This is a genomic window from Streptomyces longwoodensis, from assembly GCF_001514125.1.
GTDB classification, from domain to species: domain Bacteria; phylum Actinomycetota; class Actinomycetes; order Streptomycetales; family Streptomycetaceae; genus Streptomyces; species Streptomyces longwoodensis.
Map to the genome: position 1 here is coordinate 188074 of NZ_KQ948549.1, position 26220 is coordinate 214293.

Here is a 26220-nt window from a genome sequence, read left to right on the forward strand (position 1 = left end):
GGCACACCCGCATGACCGAGGAGACCCTGACCGGCTCCCCGCACGGACCGGGCAGCCAGTGGTACGACCACGAGGCCGGACCCCTGGTCCGCCCGTACGCCATGACGGGCGGACGCACCCGGCCCGGACCCACCGGGGTCCGCTTCGACCTGATCGCGCTGGTCACCCTCGACCCGGGCGCGCCGGACGACGATCCCGCGCTCGGCCCCGAACACCGCGCGCTGGCCGACCTGTGCCGCACGGAGACGCAGTCCGTGGCCGAACTCGCCGCCGGCGCGGACCTGCCGGTGGGGGTCGTCCGAGTGCTCCTCGGCGACCTGCTGGAACTCGGCCGCGTCACCGTCAGCCGTCCCGTCCCGCCCGCGCAACTGCCCGACGAGCGCATCCTGCGCGAGGTCATCGCGGGGCTGCGCGCCCTGTGAATCGCAGGGCTGCGGGCCCCATCAGAGGAAGAGGGAAGTCATCCATGGACTCCGAGCACGCCGACACCACGGACGGCGAGACGGCCCCCCTGGCCTTGAAGATCCTGGTCGCCGGCGGATTCGGCGTCGGCAAGACCACCCTGGTGGGCGCCGTCAGCGAGATCAGGCCGCTGCGGACCGAGGAACTGCTCAGCGAGGCGGGCCAGTCGGTCGACGACACCGACGGGGTGGACCACAAGGTCACCACGACGGTCGCCATGGACTTCGGCCGCATCACCATCCGCTCCGGGCTCTCGCTGTACCTGTTCGGCACGCCCGGCCAGGACCGCTTCTGGTTCCTGTGGGACGAGTTGTCGCAGGGCGCCCTCGGTGCCGTGGTCCTCGCGGACACCCGGCGCCTGGAGGACTGCTTCCCCGCGGTCGACTACTTCGAGCACCGGCACATCCCGTTCGTGGTGGCCGTCAACTGCTTCACGGGCGCGCGGACGTACGGCGTCCCGGACGTCTCGCGCGCCCTCGACCTCGACGACGGGACCCCCGTCGTGCTGTGCGACGCGCGCGACCGCGACTCGGGCAAGGAGGTCCTGATCCGGCTGGTGGAGTACGCCGGGCGGATGCACACCGCCCGGCTGCTCGACTCGGTGAGCTGACCGCGGCGGGCGCCGCGGGCGGCCGGCTGGCCGGCGCGGAGGCAGTCGTTTCGCGCCGTCAGTCCGCGACGGCCTTCTGCGCCAGCACCTTCTCGATGCCGACCCGCACCAGCAGTTCGCCCGGCACCCCGTTGCGCGCGCCGAACTCCTCGGCGCGCTCCTCGCCCATGTACCGGGCGCCGATCCGGGCCGCCCAGTGCCGCAGCTCGCCGGGGTCCTCGGAGAGCCGTGCCCGGCCCTGCAGGACCACGAAGTCGAACGGCGGACGGTCGTCGTCCACGCAGAGGGCGACCCGCCCGTCCCGCGTCAGGTTGCGCCCCTTGACGGTCTCCTTGCCGGTGTTGAACACCAGCTCGTCCCCGTCGAGCAGGAACCAGATCGGCGCCACGTGCGGGCTGCCGTCGGCCCGGACGGTGCACAACTTGCCGGTGCGGGTGCCCTCGGAGACGAACGCCCGCCATTCCGTGTCGGTCATCTTCTGTGCCATGCCCCCATCCTCCTTGCCCGCCGCCCGGTCGTGGGGAAGGCTTGCTGACACGTCCCGCCCGAGCGTCACGGGACGCACCGCGCGGGGAACGCACACGGGGAACGGCAGTGGGGGAGAACGCACCATGGCTCAGAAGCAGGGACTCGACTGGCTCCTGGACGACCTGACCGAGCGCGTCGACCACGTACGGCACGCCCTGGTGCTGTCCAACGACGGACTGGTCGCCGGCGCCAGCACGGGGCTGCGCCGCGAGGACGCCGAGCACCTCGCCGCGGTCTCCTCGGGCCTGCACAGCCTCGCCAAGGGCTCCGGGCGCCACTTCGGCGCGGGCCAGGTGCGCCAGACGCTGGTCGAGTTCGACGACGCGGTGCTGTTCGTCACCGCCGCGGGCACCGGCAGCTGTCTGTGCGTCCTCAGCGGGGCCGAGGCCGACTTCGGACAGATCGCCTACGAGATGACCCTGCTCGTCAACCGGGTCGGCGAGCACCTCACGGTCGACGCCCGGCGACCGGAACAGGCCCCGGAAACAGAGCTCTGACCTGCGGCTTCAATAGGGCCGGCGGAGTTGTCCACAGGCTTCTCCGGGGTGGCGCGGATCCGGCTACGGTTTTTCCCGAGGCCGCCGCGGACGGCGCGGGGCCCGCCACTCCACGGGGGAGACCATGTCCACGCACACCGTCACCGCGTCCCCGGCCGAGACCTGCGCACCCGGCCGCGCCGCCCGCGAACTCGGCCTCAAGCGCAGCGAGCTGGACCTCGCGGCCCGCCTGGGCCGGATCAGGACCGTGCCCGACGAGGGCGGCGGGGGCCGCCGTGTCCCCCGTGCCGAGATCGACCGGCTGAGCGCCGAGCCGGGCTTCCCCGAGGCGCTGCGGGAGAGCGTCCGGACCGTCGGGACCCGGGAGGCCGCGGAGCTGATGGAGGTGGCACCCACCCGGTTCACCCGCTTCGCGCGCGCCGGGCTGGTGGTGCCCGTGACCTTCTACCTGAACCGCTACCGCGCCGTGGTCTGGCGCTACCTCGCCGACGAACTGCGCGCCTTCGCCGCCGCCCCGGAACACGCGGGCCTCCTGCACGGGCCCACCCCCCAGACGCTGCGCGGCCCCCTGGCGGCGGGGCTGGACCTGCGGGCCCGCAACTGGCGCGGCCGGCACCTCGGCTTCCTGCTGCGGCAGGCCGAGGACCCGTGGCAGCGCGCCGGAGCCCTGGCCTCCCTGCTGGACCCCGTGCACATCGCCGAGGTCGTCCCCGACCCCTACGAGCGCGCCCACCTCGGCCGATTCCGGCCGGCGCCGCCCGGTCACGGCACCCCGGGCTCGCCGGCCGCCCTCCTCGCCGAGCGGATCGCCACGGCCGACGACCCGGACGAGATCGCCTGGCTGCGGGCCGACCTGACCCACGCCCTGGCGGAAGCCCGGGACGAGCGGCCCGCGCCCCGCCCCACGACGGCCGCGACGGCCGCACCGGCCCTCGTACCCCCGGCCGCTGCCCCGACCGCACCGCCCGGCGAGCGGCCGCCCGAGCGCGGCCGACTGCGGCTGCTCGGCTGGCTGCGGCGCGGCGGGACGTGACCGGACGCGACCTACAGGGCCCGGAACAGGCCCTCCTGCACGACCGACACCAGCAGACGCCCCTCGACGTCGTAGATCCGGCCGCGGGCGAGGCCCCGCCCGCCCGTCGCGATGGGGGACTCCTGGTCGTAGAGGAACCACTCGTCGGCGCGGAACGGCCGGTGGAACCACATCGCGTGGTCCAGCGACGCCATGTCGAAGTTGCGCGGCCCCCACAGGGGTTCGACGGGGATGCGGACGGCGTCCAGGAGCGTCATGTCACTGGCGTAGGTGAGCGCGCAGGTGTGCACCAGCGGGTCGTCGCCGAGCGGGCCGACCGCCCGCATCCACACCGCGCTGCGCGGCTCGGCGCCCTTCACTTCCTCCGGGCTCCAGCGCAGACGGTCGGCGTACCGGATGTCGAAGGGCTGCCGGCGCGCCATCCGCTCGAACTGCTCGGGCAGCGCGCCCAGGTGCTCCCGGACCTCGTCCGCCACGGTCGGCAGCGACTCGGGGTCCGGCACCTCGCGGGCGGGCGGCAACTGGTGCTCGAAGGGGCCTTCCTCGGGCCGGTGGAAGGAGGCGGTGAGATTGAAGATGGTGCGCCCCTGCTGCACCGCGGTGACCCGGCGCGTCGTGAACGACCGGCCGTCGCGCACCCGCTCGACCTGGTACACGATCGGCACGCCCGGCCGGCCCGGCCGCAGGAAGTACGCGTGCAGCGAGTGCACCGGCCGGTCGCCCTCGGTGGTGCGGCCCGCCGCGACCAGCGCCTGGCCCGCCACCTGGCCGCCGAAGACCCGCTGCAACGACTCGTGCGGGCTGCGGCCGCGGAAGATGTCGACCTCGATCTGCTCCAGGTCGAGCAGGTCGACCAGCCGTTCGGCCGGGTTCGTCATGGGCGTGCTTCTCCTGTGTTCGCGAGCGGGCGGGATCCGCTGTCCCGCCCGCTCCGGGGGCCGGTGGTGGGGTGGACGCTCACAACTGCCCGACGGCGGTGACCCGCACGACGGCGCGGCCCTCGGCGTCGGAGGCGTCGAGGTCGACCTCGGCGCTGACGCCCCAGTCGTGGTCGCCGTTGGGGTCGTCGAAGATCTGGCGGACCCGCCACAGGCGGCGCTGCGGCTCCTCCTCGATGACGAGCAGCTTCGGACCCCGGGCGTTCGGGCCGGTGCCCAGGTCGTCGTACTCGTCCCAGTACGCGTCCATCGCCTCGCCCCAGGCGTCCGCGTCCCAGCCGGAGTCGGCGTCCATCTCGCCCAGCTCGTCGACGTGGTCGAGCGCGGCGAGCTCCACCCGGCGGAACATCGCGTTGCGCACCAGGACCCGGAAGGCACGCGCGTTGCTGGTGACCGGCTTGACCTCGTCGGCCTTCTCCTGGGCCTCCTCGGCGGTCATCACCTCCGGGTTGGCCAGCTGCTCCCACTCGTCCAGCAGGCTGGAGTCGACCTGGCGGACCATCTCGCCCAGCCACTCGATCAGGTCCTGGAGGTCCTCCGACTTCAGGTCGTCGGGGATGGTGTGGTCCAGGGCCTTGAAGGCACTGGCGAGGTAGCGCAGCACGATGCCCTCGGTGCGCGCCAGCTCGTAGTGGGACACCAACTCGGTGAAGGTGAGCGCCCGTTCGTACATGTCGCGGATGACGGACTTCGGCGACAGCGGGTGGTCGCCGACCCAGGGGTGGCTCTTGCGGTACGTGTTGTACGCGTGGAAGAGCAGCTCCTCCAGCGGCTTGGGGTAGGTGACGTCCTGGAGGCGCTCCATGCGCTCCTCGTACTCGACGCCGTCCGCCTTCATCGCGGCCACCGCCTCGCCGCGCGCCTTGTTCTGCTGGGCGGCGAGGATCTGCCGCGGGTCGTCGAGGGTGGACTCCACGACGGAGACCATGTCCAGCGCGTACGACGGCGACTCCGGGTCGAGCAGTTCGAACGCGGCCAGCGCGAAGGTGGACAGCGGCTGGTTGAGCGCGAAGTCCTGCTGGAGGTCGACCGTGAGGCGGACGATGCGCCCCTCGGCGTCGGGCTGGTCGAGCTTCTCGACGATGCCGCCGTCCAGCAGCGAGCGGTAGATCGCGATGGCCCGGCGGATGTGACGCAGCTGCTGCTTGCGCGGTTCGTGGTTGTCCTCCAGCAGGTGACGCATCGCCTGGAAGGCGTTGCCCGGCCGGGCGATCACCGACAGCAGCATCGTGTGCGTCACCCGGAAACGGGACGTCAACGGCTCCGGATCCGACTCGATCAGCTTCTCGAAGGTGTTCTCCGTCCAGCCCACGAAGCCTTCCGGGGCCTTCTTGCGGACCACCTTGCGGCGCTTCTTCGGGTCGTCGCCGGCCTTGGCGAGCGCCTTCTCGTTCTCGATGACGTGTTCCGGCGCCTGCGCGACGACGTAGCCCGCCGTGTCGAACCCGGCCCGCCCGGCGCGGCCCGCGATCTGGTGGAACTCCCGCGCGCGCAGGGTGCGCACGCGGTTGCCGTCGTACTTGGTGAGCGCGGTGAACAGCACCGTGCGGATCGGCACGTTGACGCCGACGCCGAGCGTGTCCGTCCCGCAGATCACCTTCAGCAGGCCGGCCTGCGCCAGCTTCTCCACCAGCCGCCGGTACTTGGGCAGCATGCCGGCGTGGTGCACGCCGATGCCGTGGCGGACGTAGCGGGAGAGGTTGCGGCCGAACGAGGTGGTGAAGCGGAAGTTGCCGATCAGCTCGGCGATCTTCTCCTTCTCCTCCCGCGAGCACATGTTGATGCTCATCAGCGCCTGCGCCCGCTCGACGGCCTGCGCCTGGGTGAAGTGCACGATGTACACCGGGGCCTGCTTGGTCTCCAGCAGGTCGGTCAGGGTCTCGGTGAGCGGCGTGTACCGGTAGGCGTAGGACAGCGGGACGGGGCGGGTCGCCGAGCGGACCACCGACGTGGGGCGGCCGGTGCGGCGGGTCAGGTCCTTCTCGAAGAAGGACACGTCACCGAGCGTGGCCGACATCAGGACGAACTGCGCCTGGGGCAGTTCGAGCAGCGGGATCTGCCAGGCCCAGCCGCGGTCCGGCTCCGCGTAGAAGTGGAACTCGTCCATGACGACCTGGCCGACGTCCGCCTGCCTGCCGTCCCGCAGCGCGATCGACGCGAGCACCTCGGCGGTGCAGCAGATGACCGGGGCGTCGGCGTTGACGGACGCGTCGCCGGTCAGCATGCCCACGTTCTCCGTGCCGAACAGCTTGCACAGCTCGAAGAACTTCTCCGACACCAGCGCCTTGATCGGCGCCGTGTAGAAGGTGACCTCGTCGCGGGCCAGCGCCGCGAAGTGCGCCCCCGCCGCGATCATGCTCTTGCCGGACCCGGTGGGCGTGGAGACGATCACGTTCGCCCCCGAGACCACCTCGATCAGCGCCTCCTCCTGGTGGGGGTAGAGGGTCAGACCGCGCTCCTGCGCCCACGACTCGAAGGCTTCGTACAGGGCGTCGGGGTCGGCGGTCGGCGGCAGCTGATCGATGAGGGTCACGTCCCCATCTTGCCTGCCCCGGCCCCCGAGGGGGGAATCGGCTGCCGGTCCGAAGATCGCGACGGTTACGCTGTGGCGCCGACGGGGCGTCATCGCACCGGGTCAACTGGACAGCGGCACACGAGGAACGGGGCGGACGAGGGCCATGATGGGACCAGCACACTCACTGTCGGGCGCCGCCGCCTGGCTCGGCGCCGGGGCGGCCGTCGCCGCGGCCGGACACCCGATGCCCTGGCCCGTCCTGCTGACCGGCGCGCTGATCAGTGCCGGTGCCGCGCTGGCTCCCGACCTGGACCACAAGGCCGCCACCATCTCCCGCGCCTTCGGCCCGCTCTCGCGGTGGCTGTGCGAGATCGTCGACAAGCTGTCCTACGCCGTCTACAAGGCCACCCGCAAGCAGGGCGACGCACGCCGCTCCGGTGGGCACCGCACCCTGACGCACACCTGGCTGTGGGCGGTCCTGACGGGCGCGGGCGCCTCGGCGCTGGCGGTGACCGGGGGCCGCTGGGCGGTGCTGGCGATCCTGTTCGCGCACATGGTGCTGGCCATCGAGGGCCTGCTGTGGCGGGCCGCCCGGGGCTCCAGCAGCGACGTGCTGGTGTGGCTGCTGGCGGCGACCAGCGCGTGGATCATCGCGGGGACACTCGACAAGCCGGGCAACGGCTCGGGCTGGCTGTTCACCGAGCCGGGCCAGCAGTACCTGTGGCTCGGGCTGCCCATCCTGCTGGGCGCGCTGGTGCACGACATCGGGGACGCCCTGACCGTCTCGGGCTGCCCGATCCTGTGGCCGATCCCGATCGGACGCAAGCGCTGGTACCCGCTGGGACCGCCGAAGGTGATGCGGTTCCGGGCGGGCAGCTGGATCGAGCTGAAGGTGCTGATGCCGGTGTTCATGCTGCTCGGCGGGCTGGGCGGCGCGGCCGCGCTCGGCTTCATCTGAGGCCCGTCCGCCCGGGCCTCCGCGTCCGCTCAGGCCGCCTCCCCTCAGGCCCCTTCCGCTCAGGCCTTCGCCGAGCCCTCCCCGTAGCGGCGCTCGAAGCGGGCGACGCGGCCCTCCGTGTCCACGGTGCGGGCCTTGCCGGTGTAGAAGGGGTGGCTCTCGGAGGAGATCTCCACGTCCACCACCGGGTACGTCTCGCCGTCGTCCCACTCGATGGTCTCGTCGCTGGAGGCCGTGGACCGGGTCAGGAAGGCGTAGCCGGCGGCGCGGTCGCGGAAGACGACCGGGTGGTAGTCGGGGTGCTTGTCCTGCTGCATGGGTGCTCCTCGTGCCGGGTCGGTGCGTACGGCGGGCGCGGCGGGGGCCGCGTCGCCCCGGGAGGCGGCGGGTCAGCCGGGCAGGGCGTCCCCGTCGACGATGTGCATCGCCGCCTCCTCGGCGGAGGCGGCCGCCCCGTCGATGCCCACGTCGGTGGCGACCAGCGCGCTCTCCTCGTCCTCGTGCACCCCTTCGTCCGGTGCCACGAGCCGTCCGGAGCGGGCCGCGCCGACCTCCTCGTCGAGGAGTTCCCCGTCGGTGTCCTCCGAGTCACCCAGACCGTCACCGTCCGGGACGGCGAGGTCCGGCAGTTCCTCGGCCAGCCGCTGGTCCAGCGTCTCGCCGCGCAGCCGCTCGGCCGCCGTGATGCCCTCGTGCTCCACGGCCCAGGGCTTCTCGGGAGGGGACCAGCCGCGGTCCAGGGGGTTGTCGACGTCGTCGTCCTCGAGGGTGTCCTCCTCGTCGAGCAGCCCCGAGTCGTCCTGGATGTCGGAGGCATCGGGCTGGTAGACGTCGTCTCCCCATCCGTCGGCGCTGTTCACGGGTACCTCCAGAGGGTGGGGACGGGCCCGTACGCACCACGGTCGGCGGGGGTCCGCCGCCGGGCCGGGCACCGACCGCGCACGGAAGGCGCCGGACACGGCCCGGTCGCTGCCCGCACGGGTGCCGCTTACCAGCGTTCCATCCCGCTCGGCGACCGCGCAACGCCAGCGCGTCCACGGGGGCCCGGCCTGCGGGGGAGCGACCTCATGGCCGGCCCCTCCTCACCCGTGCCACGACCTCCACAGCGCCGCGTACGCTCCGTCGGCCGCCACCAGCTCGGTGTGGCTGCCCAGCTCGCTGATGCGGCCGTCCTCGACGACGGCGATGACGTCGGCGTCGTGGGCGGTGTGCAGGCGGTGGGCGATCGCGACGACGGTGCGGCCGTCGAGGACGCGGGACAGGGAGCGTTCCAGGTGGCGGGCGGCGCGTGGGTCGAGCAGCGAGGTCGCCTCGTCCAGGACCAGCGTGTGCGGGTCGGCCAGCACCAGCCGGGCGAGCGCGATCTGCTGGGCCTGCGCCGGGGTGAGCGCGGCGCCGCCCGAGCCGACCTCGGTGTCCAGGCCGTCGTCCAGCGCCCGCGCCCAGCCGTCGGCGTCGACCGCGCCGAGCGCCGCCCACAGCTCGGCGTCCCCGGCGTCGGTGCGGGCCAGCCGCAGGTTGTCCCGCAGGGAGCCGACGAAGACGTGGTGCTCCTGGTTGACGAGGGCGACGTGGGCGCGGACCCGTTCGGCGGTCATCCGGGACAGTTCGGCGCCGCCGAGGGTGACGCGGCCGTCCCGGGGCGCGTAGATGCCCGCGAGGAGCCGGCCCAGGGTGGACTTGCCGGCGCCCGAGGGACCGACCAGCGCCAGCCGGGTGCCGGGCGCGACGGCGAGGGACACCTCGCGCAGCACGTCGACGCCCTCGCGGTAGCCGAAGCGGACGTCGTCGGCGCGCACGTCCCGGCCCTCGGGGGCGAGCGAGGCGTGCCCGGCGCCGGGTTCGATCTCCCGCACGCCCACCAGCCGGGCCAGCGACACCTGGGCGACCTGGAGCTCGTCGTACCAGCGCAGGATCAGGTTGACCGGGTCGACGAGCATCTGCGCGACGAGCGCGCCCGTGGTCAGCTGGCCCACGTCGATCCAGCCCCGCAGGACGAAGACCCCGCCGAGCATCAGCACCGAGCCGAGCACGGTGACGTGCACCAGGTTGATCACCGGGAACAGCACCGAGCGCAGCCACAGCGTGTACCGCTCCCACGCCGTCCACTGCCGGACGCGCAGCTCCGACAGCTCGACGCGCCGCCCGCCGAGGCGGTGGGCCTCGACGGTGCGTCCGGCGTCGACGGTCTCGGCGAGCGCGGCGGCCACGGCGGCGTACCCGGCGGCCTCCGAGCGGTAGGCGGACGGGGCGCGCCGGAAGTACCAGCGGCAGCCGATCACCAGCAGCGGCACCGCGACCAGCACGGCCGGCGCCAGCGGCGGTGCGACGACGACCAGCCCGGACAGCAGCAGCAGCGCCCACATCACGCCGATGGTCAGCTGGGGCACGGCCTCGCGCATCGCGTTGGCGAGCCGGTCGATGTCCGTGGTGATCCGGGACAGCAGGTCGCCCGTCCCGGCCCGCTCCAGCACCCCCGGCGGCAGCCGCACCGACCGCACCAGGAAGTCCTCGCGCAGGTCGGCCAGCATCCGCTCGCCGAGCACGGCCCCGCGCAGCCGCATCTCCCGCACGAAGACCGCCTGGACGACCAGCGCGACCACGAACAGCGAGACGGTCCACCCGAGACGAAGTTCCCGGGCCCCGTCGGCCACCCGCTCCACCAGGTCGCCCAGCAGCCACGGGCCCATCATCGAGGCGACGGTGGCGACCGTGTTGGCCGCGACGAGCAGCAGGAAGGCACGCCGGTGCCGGCGCAGCAGTTCGCCCACGTAGGCGCGTACGGTGGCGGGGGCTCCGACGGGCAGCGTGTGGGCCGTCGTCGGGGCCGCCGGGTCGTACGCCGGGGGCGCGACGCCGATCATGCGGTCTCCTCGATCTCTTCCAGGTCTTCCAGAACGTCCAGGACTTCCAGCTCCCGCAGTCCCACGTGCCGCTCGCCCGGGCCCGCTTCTCCCTCGCCGTCCGGCTCGCGCGTGACGACGGCCCGGTACCGCGGCTCCTCGTGCAGCAGGTCGCGGTGCGTACCGACCGCCGCGACCTCGCCGTCGTGGACGAGGACGACCCGGTCGGCCCGGTCCAGCAGCAGGGGCGAGGAGGTGAACACCACGCTCGTGCGTCCGGACCGCAGGTCGCGCACGCCCTCGGCGATGCGGGCCTCGGTGTGGGAGTCGACGGCCGACGTCGGCTCGTCCAGCACCAGCACCTCGGGGTCGGTGAGCAACGACCGGGCCAGGGCGAGCCGTTGGCGCTGGCCTCCGGACAGGGAGCGACCGCGCTCGGTGATCCGCGCGTCCATCGGGTCGTCGGCGTCCAGTGAGCCCTGCGCGAGCGCGTCCAGGACGTCGGCGCACTGCGCCGCCCTCAGCGCGGCCGCGGCGCTCACCCGGCCGGACGCGGGCACGTCGAGCAGGTCGCGCAGCGAACCCGACAGCAGCACCGGGTCCTTGTCCTGGACGAGGACGGCGGCCCGCGCGCTGTCCAGGGGCAGTTCGTCGAGCGGCACGCCGCCCAGCCGGACGGAGGGCCCCTCCTCGGAGGCGTGTCCGCCGAGCCGTTCCGCCAGGCGCCCGGCGGCGTCCGGGTCGCCGCAGACCACCGCGGTGAGCAGGCCTGCGGGCGCGAGCAGTCCCGTCGCCGGGTCGTCCAGGTCGCCCGAGGGCGCGTCCGCGGCGCGCGATCCGCCCGCGTCCGTGAGCCGCTCCAGCGACAGCACGCGCGCGGCGCGCTTCGCGGACGGGCGCGAGAAGGAGTACGCCATGGCGATCTCCTCGAAGTGCCGCAGCGGGTACGCCAGCACCATCACCGAGCTGTAGACGGTGACGAGTTCGCCGACGGAGATGCGTCCCTCCCGGGCCAGGTGGACGCCGTACCAGACGACCGCGATGAGCAGCAGCCCCGGCAACAGCACCTGGACGGCACTGATCAGCGACCACATCCGGGCGCTGCGCACGGCGGCCTGGCGGACCTCCTGGGAGGCGCGGCGGTAGCGGTCGAGGAACAGCTCCTCACCGCCGATGCCGCGCAGCACCCGCAGCCCGGCGACGGTGTCCGAGGCCAACTCGGTGGCGCGGCCGGCCTTCTCGCGCTGGACGTCGGCCCGCCGGGTGGCGGGCGGCAGCAGCGGCAGCGCCGCGAACGCCACCACGGGCAGCCCGACGGCGACGACCACGCCGAGCGCCGGCTGGTAGACGACCAGTCCGACGCAGACCAGCAGGACGGTGAGCGCGGCCGCGGAGAACCGGGACACGGCCTCCACGAACCAGCCGATCTTCTCGACGTCACCGGTGGAGACCGCCACGACCTCACCGGCCGCGACCCGCCGGGTCAGCGCGGAGCCCAACCGGGCGGCCTTGCGGGCGAGCAACTGCTGCACGCGGGCGGCGGCGGTGATCCAGTTGGTGACGGCGGCGCGGTGCAGGAACGTGTCCCCGACCGCGGTGGCCGCGCCGCACAGGGCCATCAGGCCCCCGGCGAGCGCGAGCCGGGCGCCGGAGCGGTCGACGACGGCCTGTACGGCGTACCCGACGCAGAACGGCTGCGCCGAGACGGCGACGAAGTGCAGCAACCCCCAGGCGAGGGAAGTGAGTTGCCCGCTCAGCTGGTTCCGGCCCAGCCACCACAGGAAGCGGGGCCCCGAGCGCGCGTCCGGCACACCGGGGTCGGGATGGGGAAGGTCTTGGATACGCATGACGTCCCAGTGACTCGTGTCGGGAGGTGGGGTGGAGCGGGCGGGTGGAGCGGACGCGGGCAGGCGAGGACATGCCGCGGACGCGGCTGCAAACCGTGACAGGTTCGCGCTGCCCGGTGGTCGATTTCAACCCGTTTTCCACGGCACCGCCGAGTTCCGGCTGCCCCGCGTCACAGGGCCCCGGCGCCCTCCCGGCCCAGGCCGGAACCGCGTTACCCGATCAACACTCCGGCAACGGCGCCCCGTCGATCAGCGTGTCCAGCAACTCCCCGAGCACCTCGCGCTGTTCGTCCGTCAGGGGCGCCAGGATCTCCCGCGCCGCGGCCCGTCGGGCGTCGTGCAGCACGTGCAGCGTCGCCCGGCCGGTGTCCGTGAGTTCGATGCGGATGACCCGCCGGTTGGCGGGGTCCGGGACCCGCCGTACCGCGCCGCTCGCCTCCAGCCCGTCGACCAGCGTGGTCACGGCGCGGGGCACGACCTCCAGCCGCTCGGCGAGGTCCGCCATGCGCGGCGGTCCGCCGAAGTGGGCGAGGGTGCGCAGCAGGCGGGACTGGGCCGGGGTGATGCCCAGGTCGGCCTGGTGGAGATGGCGCTTCTGGATCCGGTGCACCCGGTGGGTCAGCCGCAGCAACTGGTCGGCCAGCGCTCCGTCGCGATCGGGGGTGGTCATGGCGGGAACAATATCAGGACGACGTTCATTGTGAGTATAGGTAACAATGAGCTACGCTCCCTCCCGTCGTCGCCGGCCGCGCCCGCGGCCCGGCGCCCACCCACCTCCGTAGGAGCCCATGCACCCCGATCACGAACCCTCCTGGACGCCGCCCGCCGACGCCGGGGAACAACCCCGGCAGGTGCGCCGCATCCTCAAGCTGTTCCGCCCCTACCGCGCGCGGCTCACGGTCGTCGGCCTGCTGGTCGGCGCCTCCTCGCTCGTCTCGGTCGCCACGCCGTTCCTCCTCAAGGAGATCCTGGACGTCGCGATCCCGCAGGGCCGCACCGGCCTGCTGAGCCTGCTCGCCCTCGGCATGATCCTCAGCGCCGTCCTCACCAGCGTCTTCGGCGTGCTGCAGACGCTGATCTCGACCACGGTCGGCCAGCGCGTCATGCACGACCTGCGCACCGCCGTCTACGGCCGGCTGCAGCGCATGTCGCTCGCCTTCTTCACGCGCACCCGCACCGGCGAGGTGCAGTCCCGCATCGCCAACGACATCGGCGGCATGCAGGCGACCGTCACCTCGACGGCCACCTCGCTGGTCTCCAACTTCACCAGCGTGGTCGCCACGGTCATCGCGATGATCGCCCTCGACTGGCGCCTGACCGTGGTCTCCCTGCTGCTGCTCCCGGCGTTCGTCTGGATCAGCCGCCGCGTCGGCAACGAACGCAAGAGGATCACCACCCAGCGCCAGAAGCAGATGGCCGCGATGGCCGCCACGGTCACCGAGTCGCTGTCCGTCAGCGGCATCCTGCTCGGCCGCACGATGGGCCGCGCCGACTCCCTCACCGTGTCCTTCGCCGAGGAGTCCGAACGCCTGGTCGACCTGGAGGTGCGCTCCAGCATGGCGGGCCGCTGGCGCATGGCCGTGATCACCATCGTGATGGCCGCCATGCCGGCCGTCATCTACTGGACCGCGGGCATGGCCCTGCAACTCGGCGGGCCGGACGTCTCCCTCGGCACGATCGTCGCCTTCGTCTCCCTCCAGCAGGGCCTGTTCCGCCCCGCCGTCAGCCTGCTGTCGACCGGCGTGCAGATCCAGAGCTCGCTCGCGCTGTTCCAGCGCATCTTCGAGTACCTGGACCTGCCCATCGACATCACCGAGCGGCCGGACCCGGTCCACCTCGACCGCATCAAGGGCGAGGTCCGCTTCGAGAAGGTCTCCTTCCGCTACGACGACCAGGGCGCGCCGGTCCTCGACGGCATCGACCTCACCGTGCCGGCCGGCGGCAGCCTCGCGGTCGTCGGGCCGACCGGCGCGGGCAAGTCCACCCTCGGCCACCTGGTGCCCCGGCTCTACGACGTGACCGGCGGCCGGGTCACCCTCGACGGCGTCGACGTGCGCGACCTCGACTTCGACACCCTCGCGCGCGCGGTCGGCGTGGTCTCGCAGGAGACGTACCTCTTCCACGCCTCGGTGGCCGACAACCTGCGCTTCGCCAAGCCCGACGCCACGGACGAGGAGCTGTACGCGGCCGCCCGGGCCGCCCAGATCCACGACCACATCGCCTCGCTGCCCGACGGCTACGACACGGTGGTCGGCGAACGCGGGCACCGCTTCTCCGGCGGTGAGAAGCAGCGCCTGGCCATCGCGCGCACCATCCTGCGCGACCCGCCGGTGCTGCTCCTCGACGAGGCGACGAGTGCCCTGGACACCCGTACCGAGCACGCCGTGCAGCAGGCCATCGACGCCCTGTCCGCCGGCCGGACGACCGTCACCATCGCCCACCGGCTCTCCACGGTCCGCGGCGCCGACCAGATCGTGGTCCTCGACTCCGGGCGGGTGGCCGAGCGGGGCGGGCACGAGGAGCTGCTGGCGCGCGACGGCCGGTACGCCGCACTGGTCCGCAAGGACGCCCGCCCGGCCCCGGCCTCCGGCGATCCGGCCGCGCTGGAACCGACAAGATGAAGATATGCCGGGTTTGTGCAGGTGTGCGGGTTACCGTGCCCGCATGCCGAAGAACACTCCGTCACGGAACACGATCCGGCTGACGCGCCGGGGGCGGTTCGCCCTCATCGCGGCCGGGGCCGTCGTGGCCGGCGCCGCCGTGGCGGTGCCGCTGCTGACCCTCGAGGGCCCTCTCCACCGGGCCCCCCACCGGGCGACCGCGCCCGCGACGCTCGTCATCCCGGAGGGCTGGCGCGCCGTCCAGGTCTACGACGCCGTCGACAAGGCCCTGCACCTGGCCCCCGGCACCACCCGCCGGAGCCTGCCGCAGGCCGGCCTGAAGCTGCCGAACGACGCCGGCGGCAACCCCGAGGGCTACCTGTTCCCCGCCACGTATCCGCTGGACGGGCGGACCACGCCCCAGTCGCTGCTGTCCGCGATGGTGGACACCGCCAACCGGAGGTTCAACGGGGCGCCCGTCGCGGCCGGCGCCCGGCGCACCGCGCTGAACGTCTACCAGGCGGTCACCGTCGCGAGCATCGTCCAGGCCGAGGCCGGCACCACGGACGAGATGGGGAAGGTGGCGCGGGTGGTGTTCAACCGCCTGGCGCGCGGCATGCCGCTGCAGATGGACTCCACCCTCAACTACGCCCTCGGCCGGTCCACCCTGAGGACCAGTGAGAAGGACACCCGTCTCGACAGCCCCTACAACTCCTACCGGCGGATGGGCCTGCCCCCGACGCCGATCGACAACCCGGGGGAGCAGGCCATGCGCGCCGCCCTCGACCCTCCTGCGGGCAACTGGCTCTACTTCGTCACCGTCAAGCCCGGCGACACCCGCTTCACCGCGAACCTGGAGGAACACGAGCGCAACGTCGCCGAGTTCAACCGCAACCAGCAGCACGTCGCGCCCCCGGTCCGGTGACCGCGGGCGCCGTCGGGCCGCGTACCGGATCGACGCGCCGTCAGGCGGCGTACTCGGCCGGGGCGCCGTCGCGCGTGGTGTCGGCCGGGGCGCCCTCGCGCGTGGTGTCGGCCGGGGCGTCCTCGCGCGTGGTGTCGGCCGTTGCCGCCTTCTCGGCCAGCAGCCGCCTGATGTCCCGTACCGCCGCGCGGCCGGCCCGGTTGGCGCCGATGGTGCTCGCCGACGGGCCGTAGCCCACCAGGTGGATCCGCGGATCGGCGACCACACGCGTCCCCTCGACCCGGATGCCCCCGCCGGGCTCGCGCAGCCGCAGCGGCGCCAGGTGGTCGACGGCCGCGCGGAAGCCGGTCGCCCACAGGATGACGTCGGCGTCCACGCGCCGGCCGTCGTCCCACTCCACGCCGTCCGGGGTGATGCGGTCGAACACCGGCAGCCGGTCCAGCACCCCGCTCTCCAGCCCCTGCCGCACGGCGTCGTTGAGCGGCAGCCCGGTCACCGAGACCACGCTGCGCGGCGGCAGGCCCTGCCGCACCCGCTCCTCGACCAGCGCGACGGCCGAGCGGCCCGCGTCCTCGTCGAACGGGCCCTCACGGAAGACGGGCGGACGACGCGTCACCCAGGTGGTGGCGGCCGCGTAGGGGGCCAGCTCCATCAGGTGCTGCGTCCCGGACGCACCGCCGCCCACGACGACGACCCGCAGGCCGGTGAAGGCCTCGGGGCCCGGGTACTGCGCGGTGTGCAGCTGCCGGCCCCGGAAGGTCTCCTGGCCCGGGTAGCGCGGCCAGAACGGCCGGTCCCAGGTGCCGGTGGCGTTGATCAGGGCCCGGCTGGACCACGTGCCGGCCGAGGTCTCCACGAGCAGCCGCCCGCCGCTGCCCTCGCGCACCGCGCGGACGTCCACGGGCCGCCGTACCCGCAGGTCGAAGGCGCGCTCGTAGGCGTCGAAGTAGGCGCTGACGACCTCGGAGGACGGCCGCGCGGGGTCGGCGCCCGTCAGCTCCATGCCGGGCAGCGCGTGCATCCCGTGCACCTTGCCGTACGTGAGCGAGGGCCAGCGGAACTGCCAGGCGCCGCCGGGGCCGGGGGAGTGGTCCAGCACCACGAAGTCCTCGTCCGGAGCGAGACCGGTCCGGCGCAGGTGGTAGGCGCTCGACAGGCCCGCCTGACCGGCGCCCACGACGACGACCTCGACCTCGACCGCGCGCGTGTTGTTCACGTTTCTACCAACAGCGCCGCGCGCGGGGATCTTCCCCCTCCGCCGCGGCGCCCGGCGCATGGGTCAGGATGGACGCATGTCCGATGCCTTCACCACGCACGTCCTGTCCGTTCCGTCCGGCTCCCGCGAGGCCGTCGTCGACCTCACGCGCGACTGCGAGTCCTTCCTGCGCGAGGCCGCGGCCGGCCGTGACGGACTGCTGAACGTGTTCGTCCCGCACGCCACGGCCGGCGTGGCCGTCATCGAGACGGGCGCCGGCAGCGACGACGACCTGCTCGCGGCCCTGCACACCCTGCTGCCGGCCGACGACCGCTGGCAGCACCGCCACGGCAGCACCGGGCACGGCCGCGACCACGTCCTGCCGGCCTTCGTCGCGCCGCACGCCACCCTGCCGGTGGTGGGCGGCCGCCTGGAGCTCGGGACCTGGCAGTCCGTGTGCCTGGTGGACACCAACCGGGACAACCCCGAGCGCACGGTCCGGCTCAGCTTCCTCGCCGGTTGACGAGCGCGTAGGGCCGCACCGCAGCGGGGGCGGCCCCGCGCCGGATCACCGGAGGGCCGCCCCCGTCGGTCGGTCAGCCCTCGACCCAGCCGTGGTGCTTGGCGAACTGGGCCAGTCCGGCCCGCACCTGGAGGATCTGCTCCGCGGTCAGCGTGGGCGCCGCCACCAGCAGCGCCTCGGTGACCTCACGGGTGAACTCCTCCGTGTTGAGGACGTCGCACATCATGTCGTCGTCCAGGCTGAGCGGCTTGCCGTCCTCCCCGCGCGCGAGGCGCACCGACGACGCCTTCGGCCCGCGCTCGCCGTCCTCGATCTCGAACTCCACCACGATGCCCCGCCGCACCTGCGACTCGGGCATCAACATGTCGTTGACGTGCAGGAAGACGTCCTCCCCGCCGTCGTCGGGGGCGATGAACCCATACCCCCGCGCGCTGTCGAAACGCACCACACGACCGGCAGCCATCCCAACCCCCAACAGCCTCATCACACCCACTCCGGTGCACCTGGGCCCGATCGTAGCCATGCGGGGGGCCGGGGAGCGACCTCGGCGTCGCCGCCGCCCACGAGGGGTGCGTCTTTTCGGCCCGTGGTGTCACGGCCCGCGGTGTCACGGCGCGCGGTAGAGGGCGGTCAGCAGCTCGATCACGGCCTGGGTCGCCGGGTGCGGGTCGTCCCGCCACCAGGCCAGACGCACCGCGACCGGCTCGGCGTCCCGCACCGGCCGGTACACCACGCCCGGCCGCGGGTACTGGTGGGCGGTCGACTCGGCGGTCACCCCGACGCAGCGCCCGGTGGCGATCACGGTCAGCCAGTCGTCCACGTCGTGCGTCTCCTCCACGGCCGGCCGCGCGTCCGGCGGCCACAGATCCGCCGTGGTGGTGCCGGTGCGCCGGTCGATCAGCAGCGTCCGGCCGCCGAGGTCGGCGAGCCGCACGGACCGGCGCCGGGCCAGGGGATCGTCCGCGGCCAGTGCGCACAGCCGTCGCTCCAGGCCCACGATCGCGGTGTCGAAGCGGCGGTCGTCCTGCGGCCGGCGCACCACCGCGAGGTCGCAGGCGCCCTCCGCCAGACCGGCGCTGCTCGCGTTGACGCGCACGAGGTGCAGTTCGGTCCCGGGGTGCCGCTCGGCCCACTGCCGCTGGAAGGCGACGGTGTGCCGGCCGACCGCCGACCAGGCGTACCCGACCCGCAGCCGGGTGTGGCCCGAGGCCACCTCCTGCACCAGGGCGTCCACCTCGCCGAGCACCCGCCGCGCGTGCGCCACCACCCGCAGCCCGGTCGCGGTCGGCGCCACCACCCGCGAGGTCCGCCGCAACAGCCGCACGCCCAGAGCCTGTTCCAGGGAGGCCAGGGTGCGCGAGACGGCCGCCTGGGAGACGCCGAGGACGGCGGCGGCGTCCGTGAACCCGCCCTCGTCGACGATCGCCACCAGACACCGCAGCTGCCGCAGCTCCACGCCCCGCACGTCCCCCCGCGCCCCCGGCAGCTCCCACTGCTCCGCCGCTCCGTCCATACGCTCATCGTATGGACGGAGCGAGGAATGCATTTTGCGCAAGAGGATGACGGGTGCACGCTCCGGGTATGTCTGCCGCCTCGTCCTCCGCCGCCTCCCCGTCCGCCGGAGCCTCCGCGCCGCTGACGCCCCCGGGCGCGCAGCCGTCCGCCGCGGCGGTCCCGGCCGGGGGCCGGCTGGCCGGGGTGGTCTCCATGGTGGGCAGCGGGGTGTCCAACCAGACCGGTGCCGCGATCGGCTCGCTCGCCTTCCCGGTGCTCGGGCCCGCCGGGGTGGTCGCGGTACGGCAGTACGTCGCCGCCCTCGTCCTGCTCGCCGTCGGTCGGCCACGGCTGCGCTCGTTCACCCGGCGGGAGTGGACGCCGGTCCTGCTGCTCGCGCTGGTCTTCGGGACGATGAACCTGTCGCTGTACACCGCGATCGACCGGATCGGCCTCGGTCTCGCGGTGACGCTGGAGTTCCTGGGGCCCCTCACCCTCGCCCTGGCGGCCGCGCGCCGCCGGGTGGACGCGTGCTGCGCGGTGGCCGCCGCCGCGGGCGCGGTCACGCTGATGCGTCCGCGGCCGTCGACGGACTACGTGGGGATGGGCCTGGGCCTGCTGGCCGCGGCCTGCTGGGCGTCGTACATCCTGCTCAACCGGACCGTCGGCCGGCGCCTGCCCGGTGCCGAGGGGTCGGCGGCGGCCGCGCTGGTGTCGGCGCTGGTGTTCCTGCCGGTCGGCGTCGTGCTCGCCGTCCGCACCCCGCCGACCCTGCCGGCCCTGGGCTGCGCGGTCACCGCGGGGGTGCTGTCCTCGGCCGTGCCCTACCTCGCCGACCTGTTCACCCTGCGCCGGGTGCCCGCGGCCGCGTTCGGACTGTTCATGAGCGTCAACCCGGTCCTCGCCGCGCTCGTCGGCTGGATCGGCCTGGGCCAGCGGCTCGGCCTGCTGGACTGGGCGGCGGTCGCAGCCGTCGTCCTCGCGAACGCCCTCAGCATCCTGGCCCCCTCAGGGCGGGCCCCGCAGCGGCCGCCGGTCAGGCGGACCCGGCGCGCTCGGCGTCGCGCTGCTTGAGGCGGGCCGCTTCCTTGCGGACCTCCGCCTGCGTGGCGCGCTCCTTGGCCAGCCACTCCGGCATCTCGCTCTTCAGCGCCTCGATCTGCTCCGTAGTGAGCGCCTCCGTCACCCCGCCCCGGGCCAGGCCCGAGATGGACACACCGAGCTTCGCCGCGACCACCGGACGCGGGTGCGGTCCGTTGTGCCGCAGCTCGCGCAGCCACTCGGGCGGGTTCGCCTGGAGCTCGTCCAGTTCGGCGCGCGAGACGGACCCCTGCTGGAACTCGGCGGGGGTGGCGGGGAGGTACACGCCCAGCTTCTTCGCCGCGGTCGCGGGCTTCATGGTCTGGGCGCTCTGGTGCGACGTCATGCCGTCCAGCCTATCCGCCACGGGAAAGGCCCCCGACCACAGCCGGTAACCTTGAGCGGGTGACTGACTCGGCGGATTCCCCCACGTTCCGGCTGGCCTACGTCCCCGGAGTGATGCCCGCCAAGTGGGTGCGCGTGTGGGGCGAACGCCACCCGGACACCCCCCTCACCCTCCTGCAGGCGACCGCCGCCGAGGCACCCGTCCTCCTGCGCGACGGCTCCGCCGACGCCGCCCTGGTCCGGCTGCCGGTCGACCGCACGGTGTTCAGCGCGATCCCCCTCTACACCGAGACCACCGTCGTCGTGGCCCCCAAGGACCACCTGGTGACCGCGGCGGACGAGGTGACCCTCGACGACCTCGCCGACGAGGTCGTCCTGCACCCCCTGGACGACGTCCTCGGCTGGGACCGGCTCCCCGGCGAGCCCGCCTTCGAGCGCCCGGCGACCACGGCCGACGCGATCGAACTGGTCGCGGCCGGGATCGGCGTCCTGATCGTCCCGCAGTCCCTGGCCCGCCTGCACCACCGCCGCGACCTGACCTTCCGCCCGCTCACCGACGCACCCCAGTCGGGCGTCGCCCTGTCCTGGCCCGAGGAGGCCACCACCGACCTGGTGGAGGACTTCATCGGGATCGTCCGCGGCCGGACGGTCAACAGCACGCGCGGGCGCGCGAGGCCGGAGCAGGCGGACGACAGGCGCGACGCGAAGTCGGGCGGGAAGGCCGGCGGGAAGACCGGGGGGAAGGCCTCCGCGAAGACCTCAGGCGGCAGTGGCGGTGGCGGGAAGTCCACCGGTGGCGGCGCGCGGTCCGGCGGCGGCAGCCGGTCGGGCGGCACCCGCTCCGGCGGGGCGGCCCGCGGACGGAGCGGCGGCAGCGGCGGCAGTGGTGGCGGGCGCGGCGGCAGCGGACGGCCGCGCCGCCGGTCCTAGGGGGTGTCTTGTCGATCAGGCCGGGTCAGGGAGCGGCGTCTGGTGCCGTGCATCGCAAGGCGGAGGAGGGAGTCGATGCGGAGCGGTGGGGGCCCCTCCCGCTCGAGCGGAGGCGAGAGTGGGGGAGAGTGACGACAACGCGGCGAGGTGCGGTGCCAGACGCCGCGAGCCCGGTCTGATCGGCAAGACACCCCCTAGAACAGACTCAGGACGGCTACTTCCCGGTCCCCCGCCCGATCTCCTCCACCAGCGGCAGCAGCCGGTGCGGCACGCGTTCGCGCAGGGCGACCTCCGTGCGGGTGCGCACCACGCCCGGCAGGCTGATCAGCTTCTGGATGACGTCCTCGAGGTGGGCGTTGTCCCGGGCGACGACCCGGGTGAGCAGGTCCCCGCCCCCCGTGATCGAGAAGGCCTCCACGATCTCCGGCACGGCGGCCAGCGCGTCACCCACGTCGTCGAGGTGCCCCTGGGTGACCTCGATGTGCACGAACGCCAGCACCGGGTGCCCCAACGCGGCGGGGGAGAGGGACGGCCCCGTCCCGGTGATCACGCCGTCCCGCTCCAGCCGGTCCAGGCGGGCCTGGAGGGTGCCGCGGGCGACGCCCAGGACGCGGGCGTACTCCCGGACGCTCGTGCGCGGTTGCTCCAGCAGCAGTCTGAGGATGCGGGTGTCCAACTCGTCCACGGCCATGGCGCCCGGCCTCCTCGCTCCGTACCTGATCGCTCCCGACAGTACCAATGGCCCAGCGTGACGCCGCCCCGCTGAGCCGCCCGCCCTGGTCCGTTGGCTCGTCGGCGGACTGGCGGGGAGTGCTTCTGGTGGACCAATGGACCAGTGGTCCGGCGGTCGCTTGAGCAGATGGCGTCCGGGATGCTCTCATGGAGCCGTCGATGGCGCTGCGGATCCCGCGGCGCCTTTTCCATGCCGGTGCACCGACCGGCGCCCGGAGTTGTCCGCAGTTGTCGCACAGGGGGCGGTACGCAGTGTTGAAGAGGGTGTTCGTGGCTCCGGACCCGGGGCGGGCGCGGCTGCGCTTCGCCGCCCGGGCCGTCCTCGGCATCGGGCTGGCGGTCGTGGTCTGCGGCCTCGCCGGACATTCCCTGACGGGGGCGGTCACCGGCGGACTGGCCGCGCTGCTCGCCCTCTTCACGGTCGCCGACACGACCGTCCGCGGCCAGGCGGTCACCACCGCCCTGCTGCCCGCCGTCGGCCTGCCCGTCCTCACGGCCGCCGCGCTGCTCCACGACGTCCCCGTGGCCCGGGACCTGACCTTCCTCGCCGTCACGGGCGCGGGCGTGTACGCGCGCCGCTGGGGTCCGCGCGGGCACAGCCTGGGCGTCTTCGCGTTCATGATGTTCTTCGTCGCGCAGTTCCTGCACGCGACCACCGCGCAGTTGCCCGAGCTGTACGCGGCCCTCACGCTGTCCGTGCTCAGCGCGGCGGCGGTCCGCTTCGGCGCGTGGTGCTACGAGCGCCGGACGCCCCCGGCCGCCGTGCCCGCCCCGCCCGGCGGCACCGGCCTCGCCCGGGTGACCACCCGCCAGGCCGTGCAGGCCACCGCCGGCGCCGGGTTCGCCCTGGTGGTGGGCCAGCTGGTCTCCGGGCAGCGCTGGTACTGGGCGGTCGGCGCCACCTGGTGGATCTTCGTCAACACCACCTCGCGCGGCGAGACCCTGGTCCGCGGCTTCCGCCGGGTGCTCGGCACCGTCATCGGCATCGGCCTGGGCGTGGTCGTCGCCGTGCCGGTCGCCGGCGCGCCCGTCCCGACCGCGGTACTCGTCGCCGTCAGCGTCTTCGGCATCTTCTACACGGCCGCCGTCTCCTACACCTGGATGATGCTCTGGGTGACCCTGCTCGCCGAGCTCCTGTACGGCCTCCTCGGCGTCCTCACCCCCGGCCTGCTGGCCCTGCGCCTCGCGGAGACCGGCGTCGGCGCGCTGGGCGCGGCCCTCGCCGTGCTGTTCGTCCTGCCGGTGACCACCCACGCCATCACCGACGCCTGGATCCAGCGCGCCCTGCGCTGCGTCCACGCGTGCACCGCGGAGGCCGCCGCCCGGCTCGCGGGGCACCCGACGGCCGACCCGGCCCGGCGCGTCGCCGAGCTGGAGCAGCTCCTCGGACGCGTACGGCTCGCCGTCGCCCCGCTGGTGCACCCGCTGAACCCCGTACGCGCCCGCAAGGCGCGCGCCCGGAGCGTCCTCAACCTGCTCGACACCTGCGCCCGCGAGATCCGCGGACTGGTCGCCGTGGCGGCCGACCCGGAGGCCTCCCACGACGCCCGCCTCGCGGCGGCCTGCCGACGGGTCGAGGCGGCGGTGGAGGCGCTCACGGACGGGGGAGCGGCGGCCGCCGAACCGCTCGCCGCACCGGTCCCCGCGCCCCGGACGGCGCCCGAGCCGTCCCCCGCGCACGGCCCCCTCGCCCACCTGCACGGCCTGGAACGCGCCCTCGCCGACCTCGCCCACCCGCTGCGCGCGCCCGCGGGATCCTCGCTGGTCGACGCCTGAGGAGGCAGGCCGGGCGCGGTGCCGACGGCCGACAGGGCGTGGCCCTCCCGGCTCCGCACCGCCGCGCGCCCGGTTTCCACGCCGCCGCCCTCCCGGCTCCGCGCCGCCGCGCGCCCGGTTCCGCGCCACCGCGCGCACGACTCACCCGAAGTGGCCGTACTTGGTCTAGACCTCACGTGATCGACTGCTACCGTCACTCGGAACAGCGGCTACCCGACAGGGCGAGAGGGGACAGCGGTGGCGGACGACGGCATGAGACGGCGGGCGTTCATCGGGTCGTTCACGGCGGCCGGCGGCCCCGGGATCGTGACGGCGGCCGTCGATCCGCGCAGCGGCGCGCTGTCGCCGCTGAGCAGTGTGAACGGCGTGCCCGACCCCTCCTACCTGGCCCTCTCCGCGGACGGCGCCACCCTGTACGCGGTCAGCGAGACCACCGACGGCGCGGTCGCCGCGTACCGGGTGGCCGGTGACACACCCGAGCGGACGGGACCTCCGGTGCCGGTCGGCGGGAGCGGTCCCACGCACCTCAGCGTGCACGACGGCCACGTCCTGACCGCCAACTACGGCTCCGGCAGCGTCAGCGCGCTCCCCGTCCGCCCCGACGGCACCCTCGCCCGGGCGGCGTCCGCCGTCCTCGCCCACACCGGCTCCGGCCCCCACGCCCCCCGCCAGCAGGGGCCGCACGCGCACCAGGTGCAGCCCGACCCGAGCGGGCGGTGGGCGGTGAGCGTCGACCTCGGCACCGATTCGGTGCGGGTGTGCACACTGCGCGACGGCGCCCTCGCCGTGCACCGCGAGAACGCGCTGCGTCCGGGTTCCGGGCCGCGCCACCTGGCCTTCCACCCCGACGGCACGCACGCGTACGTCGTCAACGAGCTCACGCCGTCCGTCACGGTCTGCCGCTGGGACGCCCCCGACGGCGCGCTGAAGCCGCTGGGCGAGGTGCCGGTGCTGCCGGCGGTCCCGGCCGGCGACGCCTACCCGTCGGGGATCGCCGTGGCGCCCGACGGACGGTTCCTGTGGACCGCGACGCGCGGTGAGGACGTGCTGTCGGTGTTCGCGGTGGAGGACGGCGGCGACACCCTGCGGCTCGTCGGCACGGTGCCCTGCGGCGGCCACTGGCCGCGCGCCCTGACCTGGTCCGGCGGCCGCCTGTACGTCGCCAACGAACGCTCCGGTGACGTGACCTGGTTCGACCTCGACCCGGCGACCGGGTGGCCGGCCCGGGGCGGCTCGATCGCCGTACCGGCCGCGTCGTGCGTGGTGTTCGACGGCGGCCCCGCACCGGCGACGCGCTGAGCGCCGCCCCCCACACCACTCCGCCTCCCGGGCACCGCCCGGACACGCGAAGGGCCCGCCTCCCCCGAGGGAGCGGGCCCTTCGCGTGGTACGGCCGCGGCGCCGGCTCAGCGCACCGGCGCGCCCTGCGGCTGCGGGGCGATGCCCAGGGCGGTCGTGTACTTGGCGAGCGCCAGCTTGCCGATCGCCGGGTACGGGCCGAGCGCCTCGGACGCCGGACAGCCCGCCTCCTCGGCCGCCGCGGCGAGCAGCGAGGCGTCGATCTCCGGGCCGATCAGGTACGGCGCGAGCGCCAGCTGCTGGGAGCCGGACGAGCGCAGCTGCTCGGCGACGGAGGCGATGGAGCCCTCCTGGTCGAGCGCGGCGGCCATCACCGGCACGGCGAGGCGCGCGGCGAGCAGCATGCCCGTGATCCCCGCGGCCTGCACGGCCTCCTCGCCGCCCACGGACGCGAGGATGATGCCGTCGGCGGCCGTCGCCACGGTGAACAGGCGGGCGCGGTCCGCACGGGCCAGGCCCGCCTCGGACAGCCGGACGTGCAGCGCCTCGGCGAGCAGCGGGTGCGGGCCCAGCACGTCGGTGAGGTCGGCCGCCACGCGGCTCTCCATGACGGCCTGGCGGACCTGGCGCAGCAGGGCGCTGTCCGGCCCGGCGAGCAGCGGCACGACGACCGCGACGGGTCCGTCCGGCTGCTTCACGTCCGCACCGGCGGCCACGGCCAGCTCGTACCGCGCGGTCCGCTCCTCGGAGATCCGGGCGAGCACGGACTGGAGCGTGGGGTACTCCGCTCCGTCCCCGTCCAGGTAACCGATGCGCGCGTCCAGGCCGGGGAGCTCGGAGCGGGCGATGCTCACGACCTCCTCGGCGAGGCCGCGGGTCGCCCCGCTCGGCGTGCCCGGCACCGCGAGGACGAGCGCGGGCGCGCCCTCGGGAGCCGCCAGGGGCTCGGGTCGGCGGTGCCGCCCGGGCTGGCGGGGGCGCGGCATTCGTACTGGCAGGCCGGACGCGGGCCCAGTGGGGGAGCTCATGGCGCCGCATGTTACTTGTTTCCGTGGCTCCCCTGTTCGGGGAGGGTGCAGGTGAGCGGTAT

26 protein-coding genes are annotated in these 26220 nt (G+C 74.2%); 12 read left to right on the forward strand and 14 right to left on the reverse strand.

Going from position 1 to position 26220, the window contains the following annotated elements; all coding sequences use genetic code 11:
• Positions 1 to 11 precede the first annotated feature (11 nt).
• Positions 12 to 422 carry a DUF742 domain-containing protein gene (locus AQJ30_RS00870; RefSeq protein ID WP_067227648.1) on the forward strand — a complete coding sequence of 137 codons (411 nt, stop codon included), beginning with the start codon at positions 12 to 14 and terminating at the stop codon, positions 420 to 422.
• Positions 423 to 466: 44 nt separating this feature from the next.
• The gene (locus tag AQJ30_RS00875) at positions 467 to 1072 is read left to right on the forward strand and encodes a GTP-binding protein (RefSeq protein ID WP_067227650.1); all 606 of its coding nucleotides are present in this window, start codon (positions 467 to 469) and stop codon (positions 1070 to 1072) included.
• A gap of 58 nt (positions 1073 to 1130) precedes the next feature.
• Here the strand turns inward: AQJ30_RS00875 and AQJ30_RS00880 are convergent, their stop codons facing one another.
• The gene (locus AQJ30_RS00880; protein WP_067227652.1) at positions 1131 to 1559 is read right to left on the reverse strand and encodes a PPOX class F420-dependent oxidoreductase; all 429 of its coding nucleotides are present in this window, start codon (positions 1557 to 1559) and stop codon (positions 1131 to 1133) included.
• Positions 1560 to 1683: 124 nt separating this feature from the next.
• Here AQJ30_RS00880 and AQJ30_RS00885 point away from each other — a divergent pair, with 124 nt between their 5' ends.
• Together AQJ30_RS00885 and AQJ30_RS00890 are read left to right on the forward strand one after the other, a co-directional pair.
• Positions 1684 to 2097, forward strand: coding sequence for a roadblock/LC7 domain-containing protein (locus AQJ30_RS00885; RefSeq protein WP_067227653.1), 414 nt, complete (start codon positions 1684 to 1686; stop codon positions 2095 to 2097).
• Between the two features lie 124 nt (positions 2098 to 2221).
• On the forward strand, positions 2222 to 3130 hold the full coding sequence (locus AQJ30_RS00890) for a DUF6397 family protein (RefSeq protein WP_067227655.1): 909 nt from the start codon (positions 2222 to 2224) through the stop codon (positions 3128 to 3130).
• An 11-nt stretch (positions 3131 to 3141) separates the two neighbouring features.
• On the opposite strand, the gene AQJ30_RS00895 is transcribed toward AQJ30_RS00890, so the two are convergent.
• Positions 3142 to 4008, reverse strand: a complete 867-nt coding sequence (locus tag AQJ30_RS00895; protein WP_067227657.1) for an acyl-CoA thioesterase — start codon at positions 4006 to 4008, stop codon at positions 3142 to 3144.
• 79 nt (positions 4009 to 4087) lie between these two features.
• The gene (locus AQJ30_RS00900) at positions 4088 to 6601 is read right to left on the reverse strand and encodes a DEAD/DEAH box helicase (protein WP_067227659.1); all 2514 of its coding nucleotides are present in this window, start codon (positions 6599 to 6601) and stop codon (positions 4088 to 4090) included.
• Between the two features lie 145 nt (positions 6602 to 6746).
• On the opposite strand from AQJ30_RS00900, the gene AQJ30_RS00905 reads away from it, so the two are divergent.
• A complete protein-coding gene (locus AQJ30_RS00905; protein ID WP_067227660.1) occupies positions 6747 to 7541 on the forward strand; it encodes a metal-dependent hydrolase in 795 nt (264 codons plus the stop codon).
• 59 nt (positions 7542 to 7600) lie between these two features.
• On the opposite strand, the gene AQJ30_RS00910 is transcribed toward AQJ30_RS00905, so the two are convergent.
• The 5 genes from AQJ30_RS00910 to AQJ30_RS00930 form a co-directional block, all read right to left on the reverse strand.
• On the reverse strand, positions 7601 to 7858 hold the full coding sequence (locus tag AQJ30_RS00910; RefSeq protein WP_067227662.1) for a type B 50S ribosomal protein L31: 258 nt from the start codon (positions 7856 to 7858) through the stop codon (positions 7601 to 7603).
• Between the two features lie 72 nt (positions 7859 to 7930).
• Positions 7931 to 8401: a DUF5709 domain-containing protein gene (locus AQJ30_RS00915; RefSeq protein ID WP_067227664.1), complete on the reverse strand. Its 471-nt coding sequence runs from the start codon at positions 8399 to 8401 to the stop codon at positions 7931 to 7933.
• A gap of 222 nt (positions 8402 to 8623) precedes the next feature.
• Entirely contained in the window at positions 8624 to 10405 is a 1782-nt protein-coding gene (locus AQJ30_RS00920) for an ABC transporter ATP-binding protein (protein WP_067227665.1), read from the reverse strand.
• Positions 10402 to 12231 (reverse strand): ABC transporter transmembrane domain-containing protein, encoded by a 1830-nt coding sequence (locus AQJ30_RS00925; RefSeq protein ID WP_067227667.1) that lies wholly within the window; start codon positions 12229 to 12231, stop codon positions 10402 to 10404. The genes AQJ30_RS00920 and AQJ30_RS00925 overlap by 4 nt, the downstream gene beginning before the upstream one ends.
• Before the next feature lie 220 nt (positions 12232 to 12451).
• Positions 12452 to 12901 carry a MarR family winged helix-turn-helix transcriptional regulator gene (locus AQJ30_RS00930; RefSeq protein ID WP_067227669.1) on the reverse strand — a complete coding sequence of 150 codons (450 nt, stop codon included), beginning with the start codon at positions 12899 to 12901 and terminating at the stop codon, positions 12452 to 12454.
• Positions 12902 to 13019: 118 nt separating this feature from the next.
• Between AQJ30_RS00930 and AQJ30_RS00935 the strand changes: the two genes are divergently transcribed.
• Together AQJ30_RS00935 and mltG are read left to right on the forward strand one after the other, a co-directional pair.
• Positions 13020 to 14852: an ABC transporter ATP-binding protein gene (locus AQJ30_RS00935; protein ID WP_067227671.1), complete on the forward strand. Its 1833-nt coding sequence runs from the start codon at positions 13020 to 13022 to the stop codon at positions 14850 to 14852.
• A 43-nt stretch (positions 14853 to 14895) separates the two neighbouring features.
• Positions 14896 to 15756 carry an endolytic transglycosylase MltG gene (mltG, locus tag AQJ30_RS00940; protein WP_067227672.1) on the forward strand — a complete coding sequence of 287 codons (861 nt, stop codon included), beginning with the start codon at positions 14896 to 14898 and terminating at the stop codon, positions 15754 to 15756.
• A 40-nt stretch (positions 15757 to 15796) separates the two neighbouring features.
• Here the strand turns inward: mltG and AQJ30_RS00945 are convergent, their stop codons facing one another.
• Positions 15797 to 16972, reverse strand: a complete 1176-nt coding sequence (locus AQJ30_RS00945; RefSeq protein WP_079083698.1) for an NAD(P)-binding domain-containing protein — start codon at positions 16970 to 16972, stop codon at positions 15797 to 15799.
• A 76-nt stretch (positions 16973 to 17048) separates the two neighbouring features.
• Between AQJ30_RS00945 and AQJ30_RS00950 the strand changes: the two genes are divergently transcribed.
• On the forward strand, positions 17049 to 17474 hold the full coding sequence (locus AQJ30_RS00950; protein ID WP_067227674.1) for a YjbQ family protein: 426 nt from the start codon (positions 17049 to 17051) through the stop codon (positions 17472 to 17474).
• A 73-nt stretch (positions 17475 to 17547) separates the two neighbouring features.
• Here AQJ30_RS00950 and AQJ30_RS00955 read toward each other — a convergent pair whose 3' ends face one another.
• Both AQJ30_RS00955 and AQJ30_RS00960 read right to left on the reverse strand, forming a co-directional pair.
• Positions 17548 to 17937 (reverse strand): cold-shock protein, encoded by a 390-nt coding sequence (locus AQJ30_RS00955; RefSeq protein ID WP_067227675.1) that lies wholly within the window; start codon positions 17935 to 17937, stop codon positions 17548 to 17550.
• A 144-nt stretch (positions 17938 to 18081) separates the two neighbouring features.
• A complete protein-coding gene (locus AQJ30_RS00960; protein ID WP_245726761.1) occupies positions 18082 to 18987 on the reverse strand; it encodes a LysR family transcriptional regulator in 906 nt (301 codons plus the stop codon).
• Between the two features lie 194 nt (positions 18988 to 19181).
• Here AQJ30_RS00960 and AQJ30_RS00965 point away from each other — a divergent pair, with 194 nt between their 5' ends.
• The gene (locus AQJ30_RS00965; protein WP_245726803.1) at positions 19182 to 20042 is read left to right on the forward strand and encodes an EamA family transporter; all 861 of its coding nucleotides are present in this window, start codon (positions 19182 to 19184) and stop codon (positions 20040 to 20042) included.
• Here the strand turns inward: AQJ30_RS00965 and AQJ30_RS00970 are convergent.
• Positions 20005 to 20394 (reverse strand): DUF5997 family protein, encoded by a 390-nt coding sequence (locus AQJ30_RS00970; RefSeq protein WP_067227677.1) that lies wholly within the window; start codon positions 20392 to 20394, stop codon positions 20005 to 20007. The two genes, AQJ30_RS00965 and AQJ30_RS00970, sit on opposite strands and share 38 nt — an antisense overlap.
• 59 nt (positions 20395 to 20453) lie before the next feature.
• On the opposite strand from AQJ30_RS00970, the gene AQJ30_RS00975 reads away from it, so the two are divergent.
• Positions 20454 to 21323, forward strand: coding sequence for a LysR family substrate-binding domain-containing protein (locus AQJ30_RS00975; RefSeq protein ID WP_067227679.1), 870 nt, complete (start codon positions 20454 to 20456; stop codon positions 21321 to 21323).
• Between the two features lie 214 nt (positions 21324 to 21537).
• Here AQJ30_RS00975 and AQJ30_RS00980 read toward each other — a convergent pair whose 3' ends face one another.
• Complete coding sequence (locus AQJ30_RS00980) at positions 21538 to 22014, reverse strand: Lrp/AsnC family transcriptional regulator (protein ID WP_067227680.1); 477 nt, start codon at positions 22012 to 22014, stop codon at positions 21538 to 21540.
• A gap of 293 nt (positions 22015 to 22307) precedes the next feature.
• On the opposite strand from AQJ30_RS00980, the gene AQJ30_RS00985 reads away from it, so the two are divergent.
• Together AQJ30_RS00985 and AQJ30_RS00990 are read left to right on the forward strand one after the other, a co-directional pair.
• Positions 22308 to 23831 (forward strand): FUSC family protein, encoded by a 1524-nt coding sequence (locus AQJ30_RS00985; protein WP_067227682.1) that lies wholly within the window; start codon positions 22308 to 22310, stop codon positions 23829 to 23831.
• Positions 23832 to 24068: 237 nt separating this feature from the next.
• Positions 24069 to 25130: a lactonase family protein gene (locus AQJ30_RS00990; RefSeq protein ID WP_067227683.1), complete on the forward strand. Its 1062-nt coding sequence runs from the start codon at positions 24069 to 24071 to the stop codon at positions 25128 to 25130.
• A 107-nt stretch (positions 25131 to 25237) separates the two neighbouring features.
• On the opposite strand, the gene AQJ30_RS00995 is transcribed toward AQJ30_RS00990, so the two are convergent.
• Positions 25238 to 26158: a sirohydrochlorin chelatase gene (locus tag AQJ30_RS00995; protein ID WP_107119455.1), complete on the reverse strand. Its 921-nt coding sequence runs from the start codon at positions 26156 to 26158 to the stop codon at positions 25238 to 25240.
• Positions 26159 to 26220 lie beyond the last annotated feature (62 nt).